Raw genomic sequence first — 20974 nt, forward strand, 5'->3', positions numbered from 1 at the left:
CAAGTAAGAGGAGCACACCATGGGAATTCTCTCCGTTGACCTTTTCATCACCCTCGACGGCGTGTATCAAGCGCCCGGCGGCCCGGACGAGGACCGTTCGGGCGGCTTCGTCGTGTCCCGTACCCTGACCGACCCCGGCTGGCAGGGGACCACGGCGTTGGCGGACATCGAAGAGGTAGCGGGGATCAAGGACCGGTTCAGCGACATCCACGTCATCGGCAGCGGCGACCTCGCACGGTCACTGCTCGAAGCCGACCTCGTGGACCGGCTCAACCTGTACCTCTACCCGCTCACGTTCGGCTCGGGCAAGCGCTTGTTCCCTGACGGTGCCGGTGTGCCCGCTGCGTTCCGCTTGGCCCAGCCGCCGCAGGGGTTCTCGAAAGGCGCTGTTGCGCTCGTCTACGAGCGTGCAGGCGCACCCGTGACGGGCATCGACATCAGCCAGGCGTAGCGGTGCACCGACTACAGCCAAAGAAAACAGAAGAAGCGTTGGGGGGCGCGAGAGGTGAGCGCTGCGCCCGTCCGCGCACCACAATCAGGGCGATGACGCCGATCAGGATGTAGATCATGTTGGCAGGGCCCGCCAGCTGCAGGAGCGGGCTCTGTGGACCCGTGGCGGCCTGGTCGATTCCACCCGTGGACAGGAAAAGCGTGGGGTCGTAAAGCGCGTGCAGAATCATGGGCCAGATCAGATTGCCGGTGACCCGCAGCGTCAGGTACATGCAGATGCCGAAGCCGAACGTGAACACGATGGTCGCCAAGACTGTGACGATTGGCATGCCTGACAGGGCATTTGCAGAGTGCAGCAGTGCAAAGACCAAAGAGGACAGCACCATGACTACCCACTCGGACTTACCTGAATCGCGGAGCATTTTGACCACGATGCCCCGGGTGAGGATCTCTTCGGCGAAGCCCACCAGCAGCCCGGTGACGAGCATGAGGACCACCACCGATGCTTGGTAGCTGCCGTAGTTGATGCCCAGGAAGCGGAGTGCGATGGCGGCCATCAGGAAGAACGGTGCTGCCCACATCCACCAGCTTCCCTTGACGGGCTGGGGAGCGAACAGCGGTTTGAACCAGCCCACGGAGTACACGAACGCAGCAAGGGCCACGCTGCCCACAATCAAGGACAGAGTCAGGCCGACGAAGACGCTCTGAGGCGTGCGGAAGATGTCCTCGGCCACCACTTGGTCGCCCGCAACGGTCCCGATGACCAGGCCGGCGCCCAGGTAGATCGCCATATAGAGCACGGTCAGCAGGATGGCCCGCCACCATCCACCCTTGTCCCAGAATGCTTTCCAACGCGATGAATGGACGGTCTGGTCCACGAAATGCCCCCTTGAGTCTGCGGGACGAAGAATAGTCCCGTTTAGAAATCTACTGCACGTAGATCTTGCGCCGATCGCCAGGCGTGCCGGTAGTACTCGGCGTGTGCAAGGCCAGCGGCGGCTGCCTCGTCGATGATCACAGTGGCACGCGGATGCTGCTGGATCACTGAGCCCGGCACGGCGGAGGAGACGGGTCCTTCCAACGCAGCTGCAACGGCGTCCGCTTTGTTCGCTCCAAACGCGAGAAGGACCAACTGCCTGGCCCGGAGGATGGTCCCGAGGCCCTGGGTGATGCAGTGGGTAGGGACCTCATCCGGAGTGCTGAAGAACCGTGCGTTGTCCCTGCGCGTTTGCTCGGCCAGAGCCTTGATGCGGGTGGTGGAGGCCAGGGAGGACCCGGGTTCGTTGAACCCCACATGCCCATTGGACCCGATGCCCAGGATCTGGATGTCGACTCCACCCGCTTCGGCGATCATGGCTTCATACTCTGCTCCGGCGTGGGTGATGTCAGGGCCGGTGCCTCGCGGCGTCCACACCTGGTCCGGGTTGAGGCCCAATGGCTCCACCACTTCGCGGGTGATCACTGAGCGGTAGCTCTCCGGGTGCTCCGGTGGGACGCCGAGGTACTCGTCCAAGGCGAAGCCACGCACTCCGGAGACGTCGAGGGGACCCTCCGCGACAGCGGCTGCAAGCGCAGCGTAGGTGGTCAGCGGGGTGGATCCGGTGGCCAGGCCCAGTACGGTAGCTGGGTTGGCGATGATCTGCTGCGCGAAGATCGACGCGGCGACGTTTCCTGCCTCGATGGGGTCGCGGACAATGATGACTTCTGCCATGGGTTTCCTTTGAGTAACTGGTGAAAAGCGTAGTTAGTCGGCGGCGATGGCCGCACCGACAGAGCCAATGGAGAGCCCCGGCGGAACCAACTGGACACGGTCCCCCAGCGCCAGGCCGGAAAGAAATGGGGAGGGAGCGCTGAACCGGGCAAGCTCCCGCTGGATACCGCTGAGAAGTGGCTGTCCCAGGGCGTTCAAGCCGCCGCCAATGTAGATGGCGGAGGGGTCGTACGTCAGCCCAAGGATTCTGATGGCTGTGGCAGCACCTTCAAAGAATCGCTGCTGAACAACTTTGGCGACGGGGTCGCCGTCGAGCGCTGCCTCGAACAGCGAGACGGCGGGCCACTGGCCGTCGCCCCTCCACTGACGGGCAATGCCCGAACCTGATGCGATCAGTTCAAGGCAACCTGCCTGGCCGCAGGGACATTCCTCGCCCTGCAGCCCGAGGGGGAGGTGCCCAATTTCGCCCGCGGCTCCGGACGTGCCACGGACCACGACGCCGTTGCTGACGTAGCCCGCGGCCAACCCGGTGCCGAGATTGAGGTAGGCACTGGAACCGGAGGCATCGGCCAGCAAGTAGTGGGCGCCGATGGCGGCGGCATTGACGTCGTTCTCCACCGCTACCGGCAGTCCCTGCTCAGCTGCCACCAGGTTGCCGAGGTCCACGCCGGCAACGCCGACATTCACGGCATTGGCTACGTACCCGGACTCCGTATTTACCGTTCCGGGGATGCCGATGCCCAGCCCGGACACGGTGCAGTCCGCCAGGTTTTCCGCGCCGCGCAACTCGCCGAGGACGCCAAAGAGCGAGCTGAGCAGCGCTTCATTCCCAAATCCGGTGGGACGGCGGACGGTGTGCAGGACCGTGCAGTCCTGATCGATGGCGACCGCTTCGATCTTGGTGCCGCCAATGTCGACGCCGATCCTCACCGTTTGCGTAGCTGAGTGCTCAGCGGGGTGCGGGGCGGGCAAGACGGGGGTGGAGCTCAGTGTCATCAGTGATCTTTCGGGGTTGGCACCCAAATAGGTAGCAGCAGATGCCGTTTTGGGTGCTCAAAAGGGCATCTGCTGCTACTTAGTTGGGTGAGAGGGGGACGGGGCGGCCGGCTTCCAGGCTTCTGTTGGCGGCTTCCACGATCGCGACAATGCTCAGGATTTCCCGCAGCGGTACATTCGGTGTCCCGCTGCGGATGGAATTCACGATCCCCTCCAGGAGGCCAACCAGCATGGGCGGGCCGGCTTCGATCGAGAACTCGGAACAGCCGCCCTCGGATTCGATGCGCCCTATGGTGAACGGGCTCCACGCCGCTTCGCCCGTCATGGCGACCTCGCGTCCGTCTCCCCACCGGACCGTCACCGTGGTGGCGCCGTCCGTAGGACCCGGCCTCCCGGCGTCGACCGTTACAGTTTCCGGGCCGGCACCGAGCGCGGCCACCGCGAGGTCCACCAGATGCACGCCGTACCAGGCCAGGCCCGGGTGGCCGGGCTGGGTGGGGAGGGGGCCGTCCAAGGAAACAGAGTGATACGGCCCTCCGGTCAGCGCCGCCTGGAACTCCGGTGTGAACCGCTTGGGGGACCCGGCCAGGACCAAAGTCCCGGAGGCCTGCGCCTGGGCGAGCATGGTCCGGGCCTCAGCCAGGGTGGGAGCGAACCGCGTGTCCACATAGACCGGTTTGCCGAACCGCACCACACGCTCAAAGTAGCGTGGGTGCGTCCGCGCATCCGAGGACACGATCAGCAGGGCGTCGCAGGCCGCGGCCACCTCTTCCGGCGAGTCGCACAGGGTGACGCCCAGCCCACTCACCTCGTCGGCAAAGCCGTCGATCCGGTCGCGGCTCAAGGGAAAGTCCGACGCCGATTCCCCCTTCCAGGCGTGCGTCACCGTGCCGCCGGGGACAACGCCGTCGGAACCGTTGCCGAAGAGGCGGGTAAACGACGGCGCGTGCGGGGAATCGACGCCAATGAGGCCGAAACGGATAGGCGCAACAGGCGTCATCCCTTCACCCCGCTGTGCGTGATGCTGGCGACGATGTGCTTCTGCAGGAGGGCGAAAATCACCAGGCAGGGGATGAAGCTGACCAGCGTTGCGGCCATGACGTTGGACGTGGAGGCTGTCTCGGTGTTCAACGTTGCCAGGCCTACGGTGAGGGTCCGCGCCGCGTCCGATTGGCCCACGACCAGCGGCCAGAGGAGGTCGTTCCAATGCCAGAGGAAGACGAAGATGGCCAGGGTTGCCAGGACGGGCCGGATCAGGGGGAGCACGATCTGCCAGAAGGTCCGCCATTCGCCGGCACCGTCGATCCGGGCGGCGTCGAACAGTTCCTCCGGCATGTCCCGGACGAACTGACGGATGAGGAAAATTGCCTGGGCGTTGGCCAAAGTCGGCAGGATCAGGCCCCACAGGGTGTTCACGCCGCCCATCTTGGAGATGAGGATGAAGGTGGGGATCAGCGTGGCTTGGACGGGCACCATCATGGTGGCGATGATGGCCCACAGCAATGCGTTACGGCCGGGGAACCGTTTGCGGGCCAAGGCATAGGCGGCCATGGAAGCCGTCAGCAGGACAACCACCACGGACACTGCCGAGTACAGGAACGAGTTCCAGAGCCAGAGCGGGAATTCGCCCACGTTGAAGATGCGCACAATGTTGTCCAACGTCAGAGACGACGGCAACGCGTAGGGGAGCGTGGGGGCATCTTCCGGGGAGAGGGCCAGCACGGCAACGGCAATCAGGGGCGCCACCGTGAAGAGTGAGATCACTGCCAGCACCCAGGTCAGGGTGCGTTGGCGGCGCTTTTCGGTGCTGCGGCGGGGGCTGCGCGGGGCGGGGCCCGTGGCGGGCCGTTGCCCAGCGGCGGGAGCAGGCAGAGTGGCAGTCACTTGGAGTCCTTACCTTCGAAGAAGCGCTGCTGGATGAGCGACAGGATGAGCACGATGACGAACAGCACCACGCCAATGGCCGAGGCATAGCCGAAGTCGAAGAACTTGAATCCTTCATCGAACAGGAAGTAGATGAGGCTGTGGCTGGCCCGGGCGGGTCCGCCTCCAGTCATGACGTAGATGGTGTCGAAGACCTGGAATCCGACAATCGTCTCGATGACCAGGACAAAGAACACCACGGGCTTCAGCAGGGGCAACGTGACGTACCAGAACGATTTCCAAGCGCCGGCTCCGTCAATACGCGCAGCCTCGTGGACTTCGGCCGGTTGTGCTTTGAGCCCGGCCAGGAAGATCAGCATGGAGTAGCCGAACCCTTTCCATACGGACACCACGGCCAAGGAGAGCAGGACCAGCAGTTGGGGCCCGGACGTGAAGGGGACGGGGCCCATGCCCAGGCCAACCAACGCTGCATTCAGCGGACCATCCGTTGAGAAGATCCACGTCCAGATGATGCCGGCCATGACGAAGGAGCTGAGGTAGGGGATGAACAGCAGGGCCCGGAAAGTCCCGGTGAACCTGACCAGTTTGTCCAGGAGGACGGCGCCGGCCAGCGATACGGCGATGATGAATGGGACGAAGATCGCCACGTACAGGAACGTCACCTTGAGGCTTTGCCAGAAGTTGGGATCAGCAGCCAAGCGGGTGTAGTTGTCTGCGCCGAGGAATTCGAAGTCGCCGTTGAGGCTGTACTCGGTCAGGCTCATGGCGCCGGCCCCGAAGATGGGGAGGAACTTGAAGAGACCGAAAATGACCAGGGTGGGCAGGACGAAGAGGATGCCGGCCAGTGCCTCGCGGCTACGGGCCTTCTTGGCCCCAAAAGGCTTGAGCGGTGACGCCGTCAGCTCTGGATGTCGGCCGGCCAGCGTGGTTCTGGTGCGGGTGTTTACAGACATGGGGTGACCAATCGGTGGTTGGGCTGGACTCAGGATGCCGAGCGCTGGAGGATGCCTCGGGCTTCCTTGGCAGCACGGTCAAGGGCTTCCTTGGCGCTGACATCGCCGCGGAGCGCAGCTTGGATATTCGGTGCGAGGGCACCCATGACCTGGCGTGCAACCGGGGACGGTTCGCCGGGGTTGGCGGACTTCAGGGCCTCGGCCATGGCCAAAGAATCGGCGTCCGTGCCCAAGGCGGCGGCATCTGTACGGGTGGGCAGGTTGCCGGCAGCGGCGTTGAGGGCCTTCTGGGACTCAGCTGAACTCAGGTAGCTCATCACCTTGTAGGCAGCTTCGCGGTTCTCCTTTTTGTTGATGGAAGTCAGTGCGAGCAGCCCGGGGTTGCCGTACGTCGCCTGGACCTTGCCCTGCAAAGGAGCACCCAAGGCAACGTTTTCGGCACCAAGCGCGGCGCGCATCTGCTTCAGCTCCGGCAGTGACGTGGTGGCCCGCATTGCTGCCTTGCCCGCGGCGATCGGTGCACCCTCAACCTTGGGGCCGTCGGTGGCGGCATCCGCGGGAAGTCCACCGAGTTTCTTGAGGTCGATCAGCAATTGCAGGGCCGAAACGCCGGCCTCTGAATCAAAGGCGATGTCCTTGGCGTCATCGGTGAAGACTGTTCCGCCGGCCTGCCATAACAGGGGATAGAAGGACAGGTTCAACGTCTGCTCAGGGCTGCCGGCGTAGTCCATCACTGCGATGCCCTTCTCTGCCAGGATCGGCGCAGCACTGCGGAGGTCGTCCCAGGTCTTGGGTAGTGGAATCCCGGCGTCCGCGAAGATCTTGGTGTTGTACGACGTGGTGTTGATGTTCTGGAACAGCGGAACGCCGAACACCTCTTTGTCGAACGTCGCCGCTTCCAAAGTCCCGGGGTAGAAGCTGTCCTTGTCCTGCTCCACGGCCTTGTCCACTGGAAGCAGCCCGCGCACGTTGCGGTAGGTTGCGGCTTGGTCGGGCGTAATGAGTACGACGTCGGGTCCCGAGCCTGCGGCCAACGCCGCCGAGATCTGGGCGTCCCGCTTGTCGAACGTCTGGAGTTCGATGGACAGGTCAATTCCAGGGTTCGCCTTCTCGAAGCTGGCCTCGGTGTCCTGCCAGAACTTCTTGCTGGCGGTCTCGTCCTTGATGACCGGATACATCCAGAGCGTCACCTTGCCGGTGGCCTGGCCGCCGTCGGACGTTGTAGAACCGGCGGAACCGCAGGCGGTGAGCGCCATAGCGGCGGTGACGACGGCGGCTGTCGCCAAAGCGGTGCGGTGCATCTTTCGAATGAACATGGTGGCTACTTTCGGGTGAGGGTGGCTTCTTGGATCGCGCTGAGCGCGAGCTGGTGGCGGCTGGCTGCTACGGGGGCGGTGAGGAGGGGATCGCCGCATTCCCGCATCCAGTCGAAGAGGGCAGCGGAGAGATCCCTGAGGATTTCCGACTGCTCCGGATGGCCGGCGATGTTGTCCAGTTCCTCGGGGTCTGTGGTGAGGTCATAGAGTTCCGTCGCCGGGCTGGTGCCGATGGTGGGCCCGCCAAGGTCCGCCGGCAGGCTGCGATGGATCCAGGATTGTGTGGGATCCATAGAGCGTGGTGCGTTGGAAAAGTTGATGATCAGTTTGTGGGTGGGTGTCCGCACTGATCGTTTGGGGTCGTAGTACGTGTGGTAGCTCAGCTGGCTGAAACAGTGGCTTCGCGTGGCCTCGCCTGCTTCGACGGCGGGCCGCAGCGTGGTCCCGGCGAGGCCATCCGGAGTCGGCAGTCCTGCCAGGTCAAGCAAGGTGGGCAGGACATCGACGTGACTGACGATGCCAGACACGCGTCTCCCGGACCACGCCGGGTTGCCGGGATGGCGAAGCATCAGCGCCACGCCGAGTCCGGCGTCGTACAAGGTGCATTTGGCGCGGGGCAGCGCAAGCCCGTGGTCGGTGGTGAACAGCACCAGCGTCCGCTCGCGAAGGCCCAGGGAATCCAGTTCGGCGAGGATGCTGCCGACGCCTTCATCCATGTGTTTGACCGCGCCCTGGAGCTCGGCGATTTCCTCGCGGGCACCGTCGTCGTCCACTAAGTGGGCTGGAACGGTGTGGCCCAGGGAGACGTCCGGTTCCACGCCGTCGGACAGGAAGCCCATCACTCCCGGGCGGTCCCTTGCGGAGGGCACGCGGTGCGGCTCGGTGAAGCCGACCTGCAGGTAGAAAGGCCGGTCGCTGCCGGACAGCCGACGCAGCGCGTCAGTGGCGCGATCCACGACGACGTCCCGGGCACCTCCCGTACGGGCGTGGTCGAACCCGAGCCTGCCGGCCACCACGTCGTCGGCCAAAACCCGCGATTCGTGGTGCACGCCTACGAGCTCGGTCTGGTAGCCGACGGACTTCAGCCTGTAGGCGATGTGGTCTTTCGGCTCTTTGAGGTCCCAGCCGAACGGCTCGTGCGTCAGCCCGAGGACACCGTTGGTCTGGGGATACGTACCGGTGAACAAGGAGGCCCGGGCCGGGCTGCAGTGGGGAGCGGTGGCGAAGGCCTGCTCGAAGAGCACGGACTCATCGGCCAGGGCGTCCAAGTGCGGGGTTGAGACCGTCTCCACTCCGTACGTGCCCAGAAAACGGCCGAGGTCGTGGCAGTGGATCAAGAGGATGTTGCGCATGTCAGCCCATCCGTTCGAGGTCGGCCCGGGTGAGGGCGTGTTCCATGGGCCGGCCGCTGATGAAGCGGTTCAGCTCGTCAACGACGATGCCGCCTGCCCGGCGCCGCGAGTCAACAGTGGCGCCGCCGAGGTGGGGCGTGAGGAGCACGTTCGGCAGGGAGCGCCAAGGATCATCTACGGGAAGGGGCTCGGCGTCGAAGACATCCAACGCAGCGTCAATCCGGCCCGAGTGCACCTCTTTGTAGAGGGCTTCCATGTCCACGATGGTGGAGCGGGCCGTGTTCACGAACGCTGCCCCATCCGGAAGCAGTGCGAGTTCGGCAGCACCGATCAGCCCCGCGGTTTCACTGGTGGCGGGGGCATGGATGGCGACGACATCGCTGTTTGCCATCAAGCCATGCAAGGTGGCTGAGCTGTCCGCAAGGGGATCCCCCTCAAGGAGGTACGGATCATAGACACGTACCTCTGCGCCGAGTGCCCGGCAGGCGTCGATATAGCGGCGGCCTGTTCGTGAGGCGCCGACAACGCCGATGCGGGCGCCGGAGATTTCACGGGCCCTCGGGACGGTGCGGGCATCGTCCCAGTTGGTGCCGGAGCGGAGGCTGTGATCCAGCTGGTGCACGCGGCGCAGCAGGCTCAGCGTGAAGGTGAGCGAGAGCTCGGCGACGGCCGGGGCCATTGCTGCGCCCGCTTGGGAGATGGGGATGCCGGCGGCCCAGAAAGCGTCGCTGACAAGGGCGTGCAGCGAGGACGCGGCGTGAACGACGCATGTGAGGTTCGGTGCCGCTGCCAGGTGTTCGGCGTCGAGGCGGGGGAAGCCCCAGGCTGTGATGAAGATTTCTGTCTCTGCTGCCGCCGCGGCGAAAGCCTCCAATGACTGGAGCTGGGCCGGCGCGATGGCGGTGACTTCGCCCAGCTGGTTCAGCGCAGCGTGGGTTTCCGGTGAGATGAAGGCCGCCCGTTCCACGTCCGGGATGCTCATGAGAATCCTCGGCCGGGAGGTGGTGGGTGGCGGTGGTGTCGATGCAACGCCGTTGTTGATGTTCATGGGTTGAGATTGCCAGTTTCAATATCTTTTGTCAATGACTAAAGTAAGTATCATGGAGAGTGTGAAAGCAACCGCGCTACGGATGCCAGAATGGGTGGGATCCTTTGCCGCGCAACAACAGGAGCCACCAGCGATGAAGCCACGTGCAGGCAGCAAGGCCCTGATCCGTGAGATCAACGAGGCCCTGGTGCTCGACGTCGTGCGGACTCAATCGCCCGTCTCCCGGGCCGCCATCACTGTTCAGACCGGCTTGAGCGCTGCCAGCGTCACCGGAATTACGGGCAAGCTCATCAACTCGGGCCTGCTGGTGGAAACCGAGATCGCGCCCAGCACGGGCGGCAGGCCCGCCCGCCTGCTCGAACTTGGCCGCGAGGGCGTTTTCGCCGCGGGCGTGAGATTGTCCGCTACGGAAGCGCACGCCGTCGTCGTCGATTTGCGCGGTGACGTGGTGGCCACGCACAGCGAGCCGTTGGCGTCCACGGAACCTGCCGAAGCTGTAGCAGCCGCGGCGCGGGCTGTGCGCGCTGCTGCAGACGGGAGGGAGCCCAAGCTTATTGGTGTGGGTGCGGCCGTCTCCGGCGTGGTGGACCAAGCAAGTGGCCTGGTGCGGCACAGCGGGGCGATGAGCTGGGCTGACATAGCGTTCCAAGGGCTCCTCGAAGAAGCCGCGGACCACCCCGTTATCATCGACAGTTACGTCAACGCCTACACGCGCGGGCTGCTTTTCGACGACGTCTTTGCAGGCCGCGAGATGCTCATCTTCAGCGTCGGCACCAGCCTGGGCGCCGCCGTCGTGGTTGAAGGCCGTATCCAGCGTGGCTTCAACGGTTCTGCAGGCGGCTTCGCTCATTCGAGGGCGATCACCGGTCCCGAGCCGGCCAGGCCCTGTCACTGCGGCGCGGAGGACTGTTTCGAGACCCGCGGCAGCCTGTGGGGCATGCAGCGTGAACTGGAGCGACACGGCCAGGACAGGCGGCTGGACCCCGACGGCGACTCCGCACTGATTGCCGACGCAGCCCTGCACTTGGGCATCGGCATGGCGAACATGGCCAAGGTCCTGGGCCCCGGACAGGTGGTGGTCGGGTTCGCTCCTGAAGCCGCTCTGGGCACGTTTGCCGAGCAGACCAAAGACGCGTTCGTGCGCCAATACGACCACGCGAATACTCCGCCTCCAATCTTTGATACCGCCATTGCGGATCCCGTAGCGCTGGCCAGGGGTGCTGCTTGTTCGGTGCTTGCGGGACTGTTCACTGCCAGCCCAACTGGGTAGCAGCAGATGCCGTTTTGAGAGCTCAAAACGGCATCTGCTGCTACTTGGATTCGGCCTAGCGCCGCATGGTTTGCATCGCCTGCTGATCGTCAATCCGCACGAGGTTGGGTCCCCGGAGGGTGTACAGCAGACCGTCCTCGTCGGCTGTGATGTGGGGCCCGCTGTACCAGCCGCCATTGATGTCTGCCACAACAACGGACGTCGCGAACGTGATCGGGTCTATGCGGAACACAGTGGTGTCGGATACTCCGTAGACAATCCCACGGCTGACCTGGAGGGCGCCGAAGTCCGTGCAGACGCTGCTCAGGTCGCCCCGGTGAACCACTTGACGGGTGTCGAGGTCAATGACGAACAGGCCCGCAGCCTTGCGGGACATGCCGTAGAGGTACTTGCCGTGGATGGCCATTGCTGCGATCCCTTGGGGCTGGCCCGGATCAAGGCGCCACAACTCCTGGTTTGCTACCGGATCCCAGGCAACCACGGTGCTCCGGGGGCCGGTGGCGTAGATGTTGTCCCCGCCGAGGTAGGCCACTCCATCCTTGGTGGCCACGGCCCGGACCATCTGGAGGGCATCGATTGGATTGACCTTGGTGATGACCTGCGTTGTCACCGGGTTATAGGCGGCGAAGCAGCCGCCTCCGCCGGTATCGTTCTGCGCGCCGGCAATGACCAGCCCGTTGACGGCGTCCCAGCAGACATCCAGCGGGCGGTTTTGCCCGGCAGGGAGGGCAGCCACTTGATAGGGGAGTTGCCCGGTGGAGGGATCGTAGGAGTAGATGCCCCTGGAGTTGTACTGGCCCGTGAACAGGATTCCGCCCACCACCACGGCGTCCTTGGCCTCGCCCGTCGCCCGGAGGTAAGAAACCTGGTTTGAGGCCAATTGGTGACGCGCAATGGTGCCAGTGCCGCCCACATAAACGTCCCCGGCTCCCGCGGCGAGGCCCATGCACGACTGCGGTCCGCCCGGCGCTCCGGCCTGGGTGAGGTCATGCTTCACGGCAGTTTTCGCGACGGGGTCCACCTCGATGACATCGTAAGAAGACACCGTCAAAGCCTTGTTGCCGTAGACGTCCAGGCCCCACATAGCGCCAACATCCTCCGTGAGGATCTGGGTGATCTTCTTGCTGACCATGTTGTAGGACCAGACGCCCGGCTCCTTGACGAAGAAAACGTCGTTGCCCAACTGCCGGAACATCACGCCGGTCTTGGCGATGATCGTGTACTTGGAGTGGTCCGCCAGATTGATCAGCACGGACTTTCCTGGTCCCTTGACCCCTACTCCCAGCTGTCCGTTCAAAACGCTCAACGAAGTCACGGACACACCCGTGGCTACCTCGGCCGGAAGGATGTTCGTGGAGGACTTCGTTGTCCGATCGAACGCAAAGAGGCGGGCCGGGCTGGAGCCGTTGCCGCCTCCCAGTGTGCTGCCTGTGCCGAAGTACACCTGGCTGGCAGTGGCAGCCACAGCCTGGGCAATGGTGGCTCCGGGGTCCGGGACACCCCAACTGGTCATGGCATTCGTGGCGGGATCGTACTCCCAGAGGGAGGGTGCATTGGTGGTCAACCCGCCACCGGCAACGTAGACCTTGCCGTCCGGGGCTACAGCCAAAGCCCGGATGTCCCGGTCTCCTGTTTCGCCGACACCCACTGCAGGAGCATTGGGTGTGCTGAGGTCCCAACGGTAGAGGTTTGCCTTCCCATCGATGCCCTCGCGCAGCACGCCCGCATAGAGGTAGCGGCCGGTGGAGTCAGCAGCCAGGGCTTGAATGCTGTACCCGGAGCCGAGGTCTGTCCTTGAAGTGATGGTGCGGGTGGGGAGGTGGAAGCCGATGATCCGCACAGGATTGAGGTTGCGGGAACCGATGTAGACGGTGTCGCCCACCAGCAGCGAGCTCATCAGGGAAAACTGCACGACGGCGGGTCCCAGATCGGTGATTTGCGGACCACCAGCGGTCTGCTTTCCTGGTGCAGCATGGGCTGCGCCGGAGGACATTGCCGACAGTGCTACGGCGAGTCCGCCGATGCCCCCGGTCTGCAGCAATTGGCGACGATTGATGGCAAATGTGGACATGGAAGATCTCCTCATTGAGTATCCCGTGGGGCAGTGATCGTTGGGTGGTGTGGTGTCGTTGGGGACGTTCCGGATACGTCCTGTGCACTGCACTCAGGGTTTCAGGCAGGGGCTGGGAAATCCATGATTCGAACATTTTCAGACATTGGCTGCGTGGAGGTCAGTGCGGACTTTTCCGGTGATGATCCCGGCGGAATTGGCTCGGAGAAACCCCGGTCTTCTTGGTGAAGAGCCGGCTGAAGTAGGCGGGATCGTCGTATCCGGTGAGCGTGGCGACGCGTTGGACGGGCAGGTCAGTGTCCGCCAAGAGTGATTGGGCACGCGACATCCGGAGCTGAATCACCAGCTCTTTCGGCCCCACGCCCGTGGCAGCCTGGACTGCGTGCCGGAGTTCGGAGGCGGTCATGTCCATTGAAGCGGCCAGTTGCGGCAGGCTGAGCGGGAGGTGGGCCATCTCATGAAGCCTGGTGAGCAGTTTCTCCTCATCCAAGGGGGACCCGCTGGCGCCATGATTGCGATGCTTGCCGGCCTCGACGAGTACCCGCTGGCAGAGTAAGGAAGCGTCCAGGTCTGAGTGGTGACCGCCCACCGAGAGAGCCGCACGCAGGGCTGGAAAAAGTCCAAGTGCTTCCATCAAGGTGTTTCCCGGGGAACCATTAATCTGCAGCACGGGGTAGTCGCGGACGTAACACCCCAACTCTTCAAACGCTCTCGCCGTAGGTCCGGTGAACAACAGCCAGTGTTCGTTCCACCCTGCAGGCCCAGGTCCGTACCCATGGCTCACACCCGGGAAAAGCCACATGATCGCGGGGGCGCGGACCTCGAATCTCTTACCATCAACAGAAAAATGGCCCGAACCTTCGGATACCAGGACGATGCCGTGGCTGTTGAGGGTCCGGCCGGCAAAGGACGGTAGCAGGCCACTTTGTTCCCCGACGCCCAGACAAGCAAGGCCAAGGTCACGAAGGGGGAGTGCCGGGTGCCGGTAGCTTGACCAATTGTCCATAGGCTCCCATGCTGCACTTACCCGAAGTACAAAAACAAGCCGCACAAAAGTCCAAGTATCAGCAAACCGGAGTCCATTCACTTCACTGCCTGCCACTGCCACAGTGGAGAACATGTTGACCTCGAATGGCTATGTTCTGGACGAATCGGAGACCCGCCTCGCCGAGCTGGAACCGGTACCCCCTTCCGAGCGCCGGGATCGTGACGCGCTGTGGGCAAGGCTCCGCCGGGATGGCTACCTCTACTTGAAGGGGCAGTTGAAACCGGACCAGCTGCTGGATTTCCGGGAGTTCTACTTCGAGTCCTTAGGCGAAGCCAATGTGTACGCGGCCGGCACGGATCCGCGTGATGGCCTTGCAGCGCCAGGTGATGTGGACCGTGCTGCGTTGCGCCGGGGGCTCTTCGACCGCATAGTGCCGGGACCGGAGTACCAGGCGTTGTGCACTGCGGAGGGGATTGCCGACTGGTTCGCCTGGTTCCTTGGGGATGATGTCCATCTGCACCGCCGGAAGATCATCCGACACACCAAACCGGGCGAAAGCGGCATCGGCACGGCCACGCAGGCCCACTACGATCTTGTCTATCTGCGCGAGGGCAGCGATCGAGTGCTCTCCATGTGGATACCTTTGGGCGATTGCCCTCGGGAGCGGGGCGGCTTGGCCTACCTCGAGGGCAGCCACCACTGGGTGATGGCCCAGGAGCGCGAGGGAACCTTGAAGATGCCCGCTGCCTCAATCACCGCCGATCTTCCGGCGCTGGCGAACGAGCGCGATGCCAGATGGCTCGTCACCGACTACGAGGTGGGTGACGTCGTGGTCCACTCAGCACATATTGTTCATGCCGCTCTGGACAACACGGACCGCCATGGCACCATGCGCCTGTCCACCGACATCCGCTACCAGCGGCTGAGCGAACCTATCGATTGGCGCTGGCAGGAGCATTGGAATTACGACGACGGCCTCTAACCCGCCGCGGCGACTTTCCACCACTCCACGGTGGCCGCTGCAGCTTCCGGCAGGGGAGTCGGTTCCAGGCCCAGGAGCTTCTGGCTTTGCGAGGAATCGATCACGGAACTATCCGATTGAGCGAAACTTCTTTTTCCGGCGTCGTGGGCTTCATTCAACGAGCGTCGGATAGTAGGAGCACGCTTCCGCAACCACCCGTTCACGATTCAGCCTTTTCCCAAGAATGTGAGCGGCCCGCGTTTCGCCGGGTTGGGCCTCCGGAACGAACATCAAAGCAGTTGAGGGAGCATCTGGGTCCGAGGTCAGGGCGTGGTTAAGCCATTGGTAGAGTCGGCGGTTCTGCAGACACTTTTGGTCGACCACGACGACGATGAGTTCGTAGGGGTCGTCGTCTATATGCGGATCCAGCACAAGGATGTCGGCGTCATCCTCTCGTGCGGGATTGATGGAAGTGACGCTCTCCTTGAAGATGTCGTCATGGGCATACTTGCGGAATCGCAGGCCGTAGGTGAAACCACACTGGATCGAGGGTCCACTCCTGACATTCACATCCAGGTCGGCAACGCTCTTCCCGACGTACTCGACTCGCACTTGTTACCCCTTTTTGCTCGCAGAAGTGGTTAGCCGCTGGACAGTTTGTCGCGGAGTTCGGCTAGCTCGGGGTTGTTGGTGGCAAGTCGTTGAAAGATCGGGCGTGGACCCGGCATCGGTGCTGCCCGCACCGATGGGTTTGGTTTCGTGCGTTCAATCCAGTTCTGGGCGCTGAAGAGGTGTTTGGAGTGGACGCTTTTCGTTGGGTTCTGGGGGACGAGGATCTTTGACTCTTCCGAGCAGGACGCGCTGGTTATCACGGATGAGAAGTTTGCTGGAGCCCACGCGAATTGGGAGTTTTCCACGAACTGGTGGTGAGCAGCGCGGCCGAGGAGAGCGCAAAGCCAGTCAGCGAACTGGATGGTTGCATAAAGATGGCTCTCGACTTGCATCGGGGCCTCGACCACTCGTCGCAGATCGGTCTTGCTGTTGGAGTAGATGAAACTGGCCATCACGGACACCGCTTCGAGGCGGGGCTTATCGTCAACGCTGTCCAGAACGATCATGATGTCCCTGTCCAGGCGACCGGCATGCCAACTGAGCCTCCGAAGGGTTTGACGTAAGGCGTGGGCGCTGCGGTCTGCGGCACTTTCGCCGGTTTCCTTGGCGCTGCCCAGTGGCTTGACCTGGCCGTAGAAGATGACCTTGCCGCCGAGCTTGTCGAGTTTGCGCATCAGGCGCTTGAATGCCCTGGTCAGTTCCGGGTACTGCTCGATGTTCTTAGTCGTGAACAAAGAGGCGCCCTTCTTCTCCCAGCGTCGCGGGTGCGCACCGTCTCTCTCGATCTCGAAGCGGAGAAGGTTCTCCTTGATGTACTCGAAGTAGCCGCCGAACTCACGGACGTTCTCAGCGGGCATAACAAAGCCGGCGTATCCGAAGACCGGATGCGTGTTGAACTTCGTGTGGGAATCCGAGATGTATGGACCGATGTGGCCGAACTCGTCCAGATAAGCGATGAGCATTTCTCGATGCTACAACTGCTCCGCCGGAGAACACGAAAGCCCGCGCAGAGCGCGGGCTTCGGAAATGGCGCGTAATCCGCTATGGAACCCGCTACCGGAAACTACTCTAGAGGAACCAGCTTCATTTTTCCAATGAGAAATTTCTTCAGTGATCCTATTCTCAAATTTTCAAGGTCTCCCGTTCCACCGTAACAAGTGTGGAAACGACGGGGCGCCTTCTGCAAAGGAGATGACGTGCGCGCAAGTTTCTTGTTTGGCCACGGCCCAGATGTCCACTGTAGCCCGCTTTTGGACAGTTACTTTGCCTCCTTGATAGCGCCGCGCCACCACGTCATCGTTGCTTCTGCAGCTTCCGGCAGGGGAGTCGGTTCCAGGCCCAGGAGTCGCTGGCTCGCGGCCGAGTCCATCACGAACGGGCGCTCGAACTGGTACAGGAGTTCGGCCAGCTCGCGCATGTCCGTGGAGAAGATGCCCGCTACCCGCAGCACCCAACCTGGTACGGCGCTCACCTTGGGTGCAGCAACGCCCGCGGCGGTCGCATGGGCTGCGGCCATTTCCCGTTGGGTCACGGCCGGGCCGGTGGGGGCATGCAGCACGCTGTTCCAGAGTTCGGGCTTCTGCGCAGCTGCAATCATTGCCGCTGCGAGGTCCGGGACGTACGTGAAGGAGTGGGGCTGGCCCGTAGCTCCGATGAACGTCACCGCCTTGCCCGCCAGGATCGGCGTCACCATGCGCTCGCCGGCATGAGCTGTCTTCACGCGTGGCCCGAAGAAGTCGCCGGCAACCACGCTGACCGTGTCGGCCGCGTGCGCCTGCCGCGCCTTCAGCAACTCAGTCCGAATGCCGCGTTTGCCGCCTGTTGCTTCCCGCGGGCTCGATTCCGTCATGGTCCGGTCCGGCTCGCTGTACGAGTAGAGACTTTCGGGGAAGACGACGACGGCGCCCGCGGCCGCCGCTGCGTCCATCACCACCTGCTCGGCGTGGGGTAGCTCGGCGGCCCACGCTGATGCCCGGTAGGCGGATCCGTGGATGCAATGGAAGACGGCGGTTGCGCCCCTCAGCGCCTCATCAAGCTGCGCAGGATCCGAGACGTCCGCCCGGACCCGTTCTACCAAAGGATGCTCTGGGCCGCTGCCCGAGCGCGTCAGAACCCGGACTCGATGACCCTTTTCTGCCAGTTGCTCCGCGACGGTGTAGCCAACGGGTCCTGCTCCTGTGACGACGTACATGGGTTCCTTCTTCCGGGGCTAATGACGTAAGAGTCGAAAAGTGAGAGCAGTGCTCTCTCAATCAGAATGAACGTTCTCCAACTCAATGTCAAGAGCACTGCTCTCGTTTGTTGACAGCGCTCTCTGTTGTGGGAAGCTGTGATCATGACTTCAGCCGAACCCGCCGCCGTCGAAGCCAGGGAGAAGCCCTCGACTCCCCGCGAACGTGCCCGAACGCAGACCATCGCCGACATTGTTCGGCTGGGTCGCGAGCACCTTGCTGTTCATGGCGCGGCCGCCCTGTCCCTCCGCGCAGTGGCGAGGGATCTCGGCGTCGTGTCCTCTGCCGTGTACCGCTATGTGGAGAACCGCGATGAACTTCTCACCCTCCTGCTGATCGACGCCTACAACCAGCTTGGCGACGACGTCGATGAAGCAGTGAATGCCGAGACGGAGGATGACTTCGCAGCACAATTCAGGGCACTGGCTCAGGCGGTGCGAACGTGGGCTATCCGGGAACCGGCCAGCTATTCCCTCCTTTTCGGCAGTCCCGTCCCGGGGTATCAAGCACCGGGTGAGCGCACTACCGTCCCTGGAACGCGGGTCATCGTCCGCCTCGTCGGTATCTTCGATGCCGCCTACCGGGCAGGCGCGCTCAACGCCACGGTGAGTCCCGCCGTCGTGATTCCCGACGGGTTGGCCGCAGACCTGGCAACCATTCGGGGCGAGATGAATCTCGCCGCACCCGACGCAACCTTGGCGCGGGGTGTCCTGGTGTGGACGTCCGTGTTTGGGGCCATCAGCTTCGAGGTTTTTGGGCAGTACGGACGCGATACCTTCGCCGCCCGCGATGAGCTGTTCGACCATCAGCTCAGCGTCCTTCAAGGCGTGGTGGGGCTCCAAGGCTAGGGCGCTACAGTATTCAGATGGCTCGAGGACTGGCAGACATTGGCGCGGAAGGTGTTCTTCTCGCCGGTGCAGGCCGCGCCATTCTTTTGCAAATCGCCGACCCCAAAGTGGGGCACGGCGTAGCCGAGCACAGCAATTTCGCTGAGCGCCCCATGGACCGGCTGCGCGCCACCATGACGTACGTCTATGCGGTGGTCTACGGATCCGAGGAGCAGTTAAAAGCCGTTCGTCGCGCCGTCAACCGCGCCCATGCGCCCGTTCGCCGCGGACCGGAGGGCGCCTCCAAGGGATACAGCGCCTTCGATGCCGAGTCGCAGCTGTGGGTGGTCGCCACCCTCTACGACACCGCCGTCACCGTATACGAGCAGATCCATGGAAAGCTCGACGACGACACCGCCGACCGCATTTACCGCGAGTACGCGCGGATCGGGACAGCCCTGCAGCTTCCGGCGGACAGGTGGCCGGCCGACCGTGCTGCGTTCGCTGCCTACTGGGACAGCCACGTGCGCGGACTCCATCCCGACGATAAAGCGCTGAGGGTTGCCCGGGACCTGCTCTATCCGGCTGGTGGTCCGCGGTTCCTGCGGTTGGCGATGCCACTGGCACGCTTCCTGACCGCCGGCCTGTTGCCGGACCACCTGCGTGAAGGCTTCGGTTTTGAGTGGAGTGCCGGCCACGCCCGCCGGTTCGAGCGGACCATGCGACTGATGGGTCGTGTGTATCCGCGGCTGCCGCAACGGATCCGGCACTGGCCCCGCGACTACTACCTTGGCCGGCTTGTTGTGGAAGCCGAGGTCCTTCATGCGTAACTCCACCTCGGTGGAAGAGTCCATCGACGCCCTTGCCCACCGCTACCTGGACCGGTTCCGGGGAGGCCGCCTGCAGGCCGGGCTCACCGAGTTCGTGGTCTTTGGACTGAAGCAGGCGTGGGCGTGCGTGTTCGGGGCCGCGTTGCTCGCCGTGATCATCGGGGCCCGACTCTGGTATCCGTCGGATGCAGGGCTGGCCCGGAACGATTTCCTGACCCTGGCCGCCGTCGTCATTCAAGTCCTGATGATCGCCTTCAAGCTGGAGACCCTGCGGGAACTGCGGGTGATCGTGCTGTTCCATGTGGTGGGCACGGTGATGGAGCTGTTCAAGACGGACGTCGGATCCTGGGCGTACGAGGCCGAAGGCGTCCTGCGGATTGGCGCCGTGCCCTTGTTCAGCGGGTTTATGTACGCCGCTGTTGGCTCCTACATGGTGCGCGTTTTCCGGCTGTTCGACCTCCGCTTCGATCGATACCCGCGCCGGTGGATCACGGCCATTGTTGCTGGCGCGATCTATGTGAACTTCTTCTCGCACCACTTCATCCTCGACCTCCGCTGGGTGCTGCTGGCCGCCGTCGTGCTTGTCTACGGGCGGTGCGTGATGCACTTCAGGGTGTTCCGCCGTCGTTTCCGCATGCCCATTCTGGTGTCGTTCCTGCTGGTGGCCCTGTTCATATGGTTCGCCGAGAACATCGGCACCTGGTCGCGAGCGTGGCTGTATCCGAACCAGTTGGCGGGCTGGCAAGCGGTCTCGATCGACAAGCTTTTGGCTTGGTTCCTGCTCATGATCATCTCGGTGGTGCTGGTGGCGTGGGTGTACAGGCCGGAACCGCTCGACGCCGGGGTTGAACTTCCTAGGCTTCGCCGCGTAGCGCCTTGAGCGCGTTGCGGCGCGCTTGAAGCAAGGGCTCGACGTCGGGGACCCGGCTGAGGCTCACGCTTTCAGGCACGGGCGGGTTGCGTTGGGCGTCGATGACGATGCTGAAGATTCCGGTCGCGGCGGCAGCGAGCCAAGATCCTTTTCCGGGCCAGAAAGTGAAGTCCGTGGCCACGCCGTCCACCGTGATGGTTATGCGCCTATTGGTGAGGGCGCTGAACTTCGCGTTCTGGCGCTGAAGCTCCTCCAGATTGTGCGGGATTCCGGCCGAAGCGCGCCATCGGTTTCTGGCAGTCTCGCCGGGATCCTGGGTTGTTGTGACCACTTCCACCAGCGGGCCCGCCGGGGAAAAAGCGTTCCCGTGCATCACCCCGCCTTCGCTGCCATCCAATTGCCAGGAGCCCAGCATCATTGGGCCTTCCCAGGTATTGATCCTGAAAAGCGGGAGAAGTCCGGCGCCGTCCCGGACCTGTTGATCCATCCGGTCATTCATGGCCCAGAACTCGTCCGGGGGCAGGAATCCAGTGAGCTTCATCGCGCCAGTCTCGCAGTTCACCGACGGCGAAACCAGCCCCTGGGCCCCGTGATTCCGGGGAA

The 20974-nt window shown here is 63.4% G+C and carries 21 protein-coding genes; 6 read left to right on the plus strand and 15 right to left on the minus strand.

All coding sequences use genetic code 11. From position 1 onward, the window contains the following. The first annotated feature begins 19 nt into the window (after window positions 1–19). The gene (locus AB4Y77_RS08375; protein WP_442013564.1) at window positions 20–451 is read left to right on the plus strand and encodes a dihydrofolate reductase family protein; all 432 of its coding nucleotides are present in this window, start codon (window positions 20–22) and stop codon (window positions 449–451) included. Here AB4Y77_RS08375 and AB4Y77_RS08380 read toward each other — a convergent pair. The 9 genes from AB4Y77_RS08380 to AB4Y77_RS08420 form a co-directional block, all read right to left on the minus strand. Continuing rightward, window positions 438–1328, minus strand: coding sequence for a CPBP family intramembrane glutamic endopeptidase (locus AB4Y77_RS08380; protein WP_442013565.1), 891 nt, complete (start codon window positions 1326–1328; stop codon window positions 438–440). The two genes, AB4Y77_RS08375 and AB4Y77_RS08380, sit on opposite strands and share 14 nt — an antisense overlap. 41 nt (window positions 1329–1369) lie before the next feature. Then, on the minus strand, window positions 1370–2161 hold the full coding sequence (locus AB4Y77_RS08385; RefSeq protein ID WP_442013566.1) for a glucosamine-6-phosphate deaminase: 792 nt from the start codon (window positions 2159–2161) through the stop codon (window positions 1370–1372). Between the two features lie 33 nt (window positions 2162–2194). Then, window positions 2195–3157, minus strand: coding sequence for an ROK family protein (locus AB4Y77_RS08390; RefSeq protein ID WP_442013567.1), 963 nt, complete (start codon window positions 3155–3157; stop codon window positions 2195–2197). 79 nt (window positions 3158–3236) lie between these two features. Continuing rightward, the gene (locus tag AB4Y77_RS08395) at window positions 3237–4157 is read right to left on the minus strand and encodes a Gfo/Idh/MocA family protein (protein WP_442013568.1); all 921 of its coding nucleotides are present in this window, start codon (window positions 4155–4157) and stop codon (window positions 3237–3239) included. After that, window positions 4154–5041, minus strand: coding sequence for a carbohydrate ABC transporter permease (locus AB4Y77_RS08400; protein ID WP_442013569.1), 888 nt, complete (start codon window positions 5039–5041; stop codon window positions 4154–4156). Before AB4Y77_RS08400 ends, AB4Y77_RS08395 begins: the two co-directional genes overlap by 4 nt. Then, window positions 5038–5994, minus strand: coding sequence for a carbohydrate ABC transporter permease (locus AB4Y77_RS08405; RefSeq protein WP_311214857.1), 957 nt, complete (start codon window positions 5992–5994; stop codon window positions 5038–5040). The genes AB4Y77_RS08400 and AB4Y77_RS08405 overlap by 4 nt, the downstream gene beginning before the upstream one ends. A 29-nt stretch (window positions 5995–6023) precedes the next feature. Beyond that, on the minus strand, window positions 6024–7310 hold the full coding sequence (locus tag AB4Y77_RS08410) for an extracellular solute-binding protein (RefSeq protein ID WP_442013570.1): 1287 nt from the start codon (window positions 7308–7310) through the stop codon (window positions 6024–6026). A gap of 5 nt (window positions 7311–7315) precedes the next feature. Then, window positions 7316–8662 carry a sulfatase family protein gene (locus tag AB4Y77_RS08415; protein WP_442013571.1) on the minus strand — a complete coding sequence of 449 codons (1347 nt, stop codon included), beginning with the start codon at window positions 8660–8662 and terminating at the stop codon, window positions 7316–7318. Window position 8663: 1 nt separating this feature from the next. Then, window positions 8664–9710, minus strand: a complete 1047-nt coding sequence (locus AB4Y77_RS08420; protein ID WP_442013572.1) for a hydroxyacid dehydrogenase — start codon at window positions 9708–9710, stop codon at window positions 8664–8666. Between the two features lie 133 nt (window positions 9711–9843). On the opposite strand from AB4Y77_RS08420, the gene AB4Y77_RS08425 reads away from it, so the two are divergent. Beyond that, entirely contained in the window at window positions 9844–10980 is a 1137-nt protein-coding gene (locus AB4Y77_RS08425; RefSeq protein WP_442013573.1) for an ROK family protein, read from the plus strand. 55 nt (window positions 10981–11035) lie between these two features. Here AB4Y77_RS08425 and AB4Y77_RS08430 read toward each other — a convergent pair whose 3' ends face one another. Continuing rightward, entirely contained in the window at window positions 11036–13051 is a 2016-nt protein-coding gene (locus tag AB4Y77_RS08430) for a hypothetical protein (RefSeq protein WP_442013574.1), read from the minus strand. A 160-nt stretch (window positions 13052–13211) separates the two neighbouring features. Further along, window positions 13212–14057: an AraC family transcriptional regulator gene (locus AB4Y77_RS08435; RefSeq protein WP_442013575.1), complete on the minus strand. Its 846-nt coding sequence runs from the start codon at window positions 14055–14057 to the stop codon at window positions 13212–13214. A gap of 112 nt (window positions 14058–14169) precedes the next feature. Here AB4Y77_RS08435 and AB4Y77_RS08440 point away from each other — a divergent pair, with 112 nt between their 5' ends. After that, window positions 14170–15021, plus strand: coding sequence for a phytanoyl-CoA dioxygenase family protein (locus tag AB4Y77_RS08440; protein WP_311214864.1), 852 nt, complete (start codon window positions 14170–14172; stop codon window positions 15019–15021). 150 nt (window positions 15022–15171) lie between these two features. On the opposite strand, the gene AB4Y77_RS08445 is transcribed toward AB4Y77_RS08440, so the two are convergent. From AB4Y77_RS08445 to AB4Y77_RS08455, 3 genes are all read right to left on the minus strand, one after another. Then, window positions 15172–15612, minus strand: a complete 441-nt coding sequence (locus AB4Y77_RS08445; protein WP_442013576.1) for a hypothetical protein — start codon at window positions 15610–15612, stop codon at window positions 15172–15174. Window positions 15613–15641: 29 nt separating this feature from the next. Continuing rightward, window positions 15642–16574 (minus strand): DUF3800 domain-containing protein, encoded by a 933-nt coding sequence (locus AB4Y77_RS08450; protein WP_261610713.1) that lies wholly within the window; start codon window positions 16572–16574, stop codon window positions 15642–15644. Window positions 16575–16870: 296 nt separating this feature from the next. Beyond that, a complete protein-coding gene (locus AB4Y77_RS08455) occupies window positions 16871–17803 on the minus strand; it encodes an NAD-dependent epimerase/dehydratase family protein (protein ID WP_442013577.1) in 933 nt (310 codons plus the stop codon). Window positions 17804–17947: 144 nt separating this feature from the next. On the opposite strand from AB4Y77_RS08455, the gene AB4Y77_RS08460 reads away from it, so the two are divergent. Genes AB4Y77_RS08460 through AB4Y77_RS08470 form a run of 3 tightly spaced genes read left to right on the plus strand, consistent with a single transcriptional unit; the run spans window position 17948 to window position 20380 of the window. Continuing rightward, a complete protein-coding gene (locus tag AB4Y77_RS08460; protein ID WP_442013578.1) occupies window positions 17948–18691 on the plus strand; it encodes a TetR/AcrR family transcriptional regulator in 744 nt (247 codons plus the stop codon). Window positions 18692–18708: 17 nt separating this feature from the next. After that, the gene (locus tag AB4Y77_RS08465; protein ID WP_311214867.1) at window positions 18709–19500 is read left to right on the plus strand and encodes an oxygenase MpaB family protein; all 792 of its coding nucleotides are present in this window, start codon (window positions 18709–18711) and stop codon (window positions 19498–19500) included. After that, window positions 19493–20380 carry a DUF817 domain-containing protein gene (locus AB4Y77_RS08470; RefSeq protein WP_442013579.1) on the plus strand — a complete coding sequence of 296 codons (888 nt, stop codon included), beginning with the start codon at window positions 19493–19495 and terminating at the stop codon, window positions 20378–20380. Before AB4Y77_RS08465 ends, AB4Y77_RS08470 begins: the two co-directional genes overlap by 8 nt. On the opposite strand, the gene AB4Y77_RS08475 is transcribed toward AB4Y77_RS08470, so the two are convergent. Beyond that, window positions 20355–20912 carry a hypothetical protein gene (locus AB4Y77_RS08475; RefSeq protein WP_442013580.1) on the minus strand — a complete coding sequence of 186 codons (558 nt, stop codon included), beginning with the start codon at window positions 20910–20912 and terminating at the stop codon, window positions 20355–20357. The two genes, AB4Y77_RS08470 and AB4Y77_RS08475, sit on opposite strands and share 26 nt — an antisense overlap. Window positions 20913–20974: the final 62 nt, after the last annotated feature.

This window comes from Paenarthrobacter sp. YAF11_1 (assembly GCF_052113445.1).
Taxonomy (GTDB): Bacteria; Actinomycetota; Actinomycetes; order Actinomycetales; family Micrococcaceae; genus Arthrobacter.